The organism is Sporichthya sp., assembly GCF_013815995.1.
Classification (GTDB): Bacteria; Actinomycetota; Actinomycetes; order Sporichthyales; family Sporichthyaceae; genus Sporichthya.
The window spans coordinates 1-2,877 of record NZ_JACDFE010000353.1; the positions used below are offsets into that span (position 1 = coordinate 1).

The 2,877-nt window shown below is 72.7% G+C and carries 2 protein-coding genes and 1 pseudogene; 1 reads left to right on the forward strand and 2 read right to left on the reverse strand.

Going from position 1 to position 2,877, the window contains the following annotated elements; genetic code table 11:
* Positions 1 to 126 precede the first annotated feature (126 nt).
* Together H0X00_RS23115 and hisI are read right to left on the reverse strand one after the other, a co-directional pair.
* Entirely contained in the window at positions 127 to 1,695 is a 1,569-nt protein-coding gene (locus tag H0X00_RS23115) for an anthranilate synthase component I (RefSeq protein WP_293775159.1), read from the reverse strand.
* Complete coding sequence (hisI, locus tag H0X00_RS23120) at positions 1,692 to 2,084, reverse strand: phosphoribosyl-AMP cyclohydrolase (protein ID WP_367186751.1); 393 nt, start codon at positions 2,082 to 2,084, stop codon at positions 1,692 to 1,694. Before hisI ends, H0X00_RS23115 begins: the two co-directional genes overlap by 4 nt.
* Positions 2,085 to 2,390: 306 nt before the next feature.
* Between hisI and H0X00_RS23125 the strand changes: the two are divergent.
* Positions 2,391 to 2,877: pseudogene (locus H0X00_RS23125) on the forward strand (hypothetical protein); the annotation flags it as partial.

The window sequence follows — 2,877 nt, forward strand, 5'->3', positions numbered from 1 at the left end:
CAGCGAGCCCTGCACGGCCTGCCCGTCGGCCCAGGGCCGGCCCGCGGCGAACAGCGCCAGGGCGGCGCCGGCGACGCAGCCGAGCAGCGCGAGCGCGGCTTCCTTGCGAGGGTTCACGTCACGGCCTCAGGTGACCGGACGGAGCGACTGCGCCGCCGCGATCGCACGCAGCACCGCGGCCGCCTTGTTCCGACATTCCTGGTCCTCGGTCGCCGGGTCGGAGTCGGCGACGATGCCCGCACCGGCCTGGACGTAGGCGGTGCCGTCGCGCAGCAACGCGGTGCGGATCGCGATCGCGGTGTCCAACTCACCGGCGAAGTCCAGGTAGCCGACCACGCCGCCGTAGAGCGCGCGCCGAGTGGGCTCCAGTTCTTCGATGATCTCCATCGCCCGCGGCTTCGGCGCGCCCGAGAGCGTGCCCGCGGGGAAGCAGGCAGCGAGCACGTCGAACGCGGTCTGCCCCGGGCTCGGCCGTCCCACCACCGTGGAGACGATGTGCATGATGTGGGAGTAGCGCTCCACCGACATGAAGTCGACGACCTCGACGCTGCCGGGCGCACAGACCCGGCCCAGGTCGTTGCGGCCGAGGTCCACCAGCATCAGGTGCTCGGAACGCTCCTTGGGATCGGCGAGCAGTTCCACCCCGAGCTCGAGGTCGTGCTCCGGGGTCGAGCCGCGCGGGCGGCTGCCCGCGATCGGGTGCATCATCGCCCGGCCCTCGTGCACCTTGACCAGCGCTTCGGGGCTGGACCCGACGACGTCGAAACCACCCTCGGGACCGCCGTCCGGCCCGGGGAAACGCAGCAGGTAGAGGTAGGGGCTGGGGTTGGTCAGGCGCAGCACCCGGTAGATGTCCAGCGCGCTCGCGGTGGTCGGCATCGAGAAGCGCTGGCTCACCACGATCTGGAACGCCTCGCCGGCGTGGATCTCCTCCACCGCGCTGGCCACCGCGGCCATGTAGTCCTCGCGGGTGGTGTTCGAGGTGTAGTCGACCGCACCGTCCCAGTCCAGGTGCGCGGCACTGGAGCCGGCCGGGCGGGCCAGGTCCGCGGTCATCGCGGCCAGCCGCGCGCACGCGGATTCGTACGCGGCGTCGACGCCGGCGTCGCTGCCGTCCCAGTTCACCGCGTTGGCGATCAGGACGACCGAGCCGTCCTCGTGGTCGAGCACCGCGAGGTCGGTGGCGAGCAGCATCCCGAGCTCGGGCATGTGCAGGTCGTCGACGGCCTTCTCCGGCAACCGCTCGAGGCGGCGGACCGCGTCGTAGCCGATGAACCCGACCAGGCCGCCGGTCAGCGGCGGGAGCCCGGGTAGGTCGGTGGGGCGGGTGCGCAGCGCCTCCACGGTGCCGCGCAGCACCTGCAGCGGGTCGCCCTCGGTCGGCACGCCGGCCGGCGGGGCACCGACCCAGCGGGCCGCTCCGTCGGTTTCGGTGAGCATCGCCGGCGCCTGTACCCCGACGAAGGAGTAGCGGCCCCAGACCCGGCCGTGCTCGGCCGACTCCAGCAGGAAGGTGCCCGGTCGCTCGGCCGCCAGCTTGCGGTACAGCCCGACCGGGGTCTCCCCGTCGGCGAGCAGCCGCCGGGAGACGGGGATGACCTTGCGGTCGACCGCGAGCGTGCGGAAGGTCTCCAGGTCAGGGACGATCTCGCCGGTTATGTTGGTCGTCCCCTTGGCGGTCACTCCCCCGGTCATGGCGTTACCGCCGGGCGCTGCTCCGCCGGGATTGTGACGGCGGCCAGGGCCCGGGAGTCGTCGAAGCAGGACCGGGTGCCGGTGTGGCACGCCGGACCTTCCTGATCGACCCGGACCAGCACGGTGTCCCCGTCGCAGTCGAGCGCGACCGAGTGCACCCACTGCCGGTGCCCCGAGGTCGCGCCCTTGGCCCAGTACTCGTTGCGGCTGCGGCTGAAGTAGGTGACCCGACCGGAGGTGAGGGTGCGGTGCAGCGCCTCGTCGTCCATCCAGCCGACCATCAGCACCTCGCCGGTGTCCCACTGCTGGGCCACGGCGGGAAACAGGCCGTTGGCGTCGCGGCGCAGCAGCGCGGCGACCGAGGGGTCGAGTCCGGACATAGACGACATGGGACCGAATTGTGCCTGGCGGAACACACCGGCCTCGCTTAGGCCAACAAGGGGTGTCCGAGATGTCACAGTGAGTCCGATCCGGAAGCCGACTGCGACGGCCCGATACCCCGCCCAAGCCCACGCATTCCGCCCCGATCCCCCCGCGGAGGTGCCCGAAAGATGGCCCGGCATCGGCTAGAGCCACCCACAGAGTGGGACTTTGCGTGGGATCATGCTTCCGGTTCCGTCGCGCAGATTGATCAGGCGCGCAGTGACGGGGCGCGAGGCAGGGGTGGGGACGATCCCACGGAGGGCGGTACCGCGATGACCACGCCGGGCGACAACGCGGCGAAGGCCGACGGGGCGACGAAGGGGAACGTCGCGCCCGGAACCGGCACACCCACGGGCCCGAACGGCCCGAGCACCTCTCCGGCGGTACCGGCCGGCGGCACCCCGACTGCGGGCGCCGCCACCACCACGGACCCGGCCAAGGGTCCCGCGGAGCGCGACCCCAACGACAGCACCTGGATCTACGACCAGCTGGGTCTCTCGCCGGACGAGTACAAGGACCCGGCCCCGGATGCCGCGAACCTGCCGAGCAGCGCGGAGCTGCGCCGCCGCGCGGCCGCCCTGAACCTGGACTACGACGCGCTGCGCCCGGGGGACCCGGGCGAGTCCCCGTTCCCGCCCGGCTCGCTGGGCGCCGGCGGCATCGACCCGCCGACCCGCAAGTTCGAGGGCTTTCCCGCGCCCGGGTCGGGGCTGCCGAACCAGGCACCGCCGAGCCAGGGATCCACGACCCAGGCCGCTC

Bases quoted from the DNA above. Each gene is read 5' to 3' on its own strand.
- H0X00_RS23115 (WP_293775159.1), bottom strand. From the start codon at position 1,695: ATGACCGGGGGAGTGACCGCCAAGGGGACGACCAACATAACCGGCGAG.
- hisI (WP_367186751.1), bottom strand. From the start codon at position 2,084: ATGTCGTCTATGTCCGGACTCGACCCCTCGGTCGCCGCGCTGCTGCGC.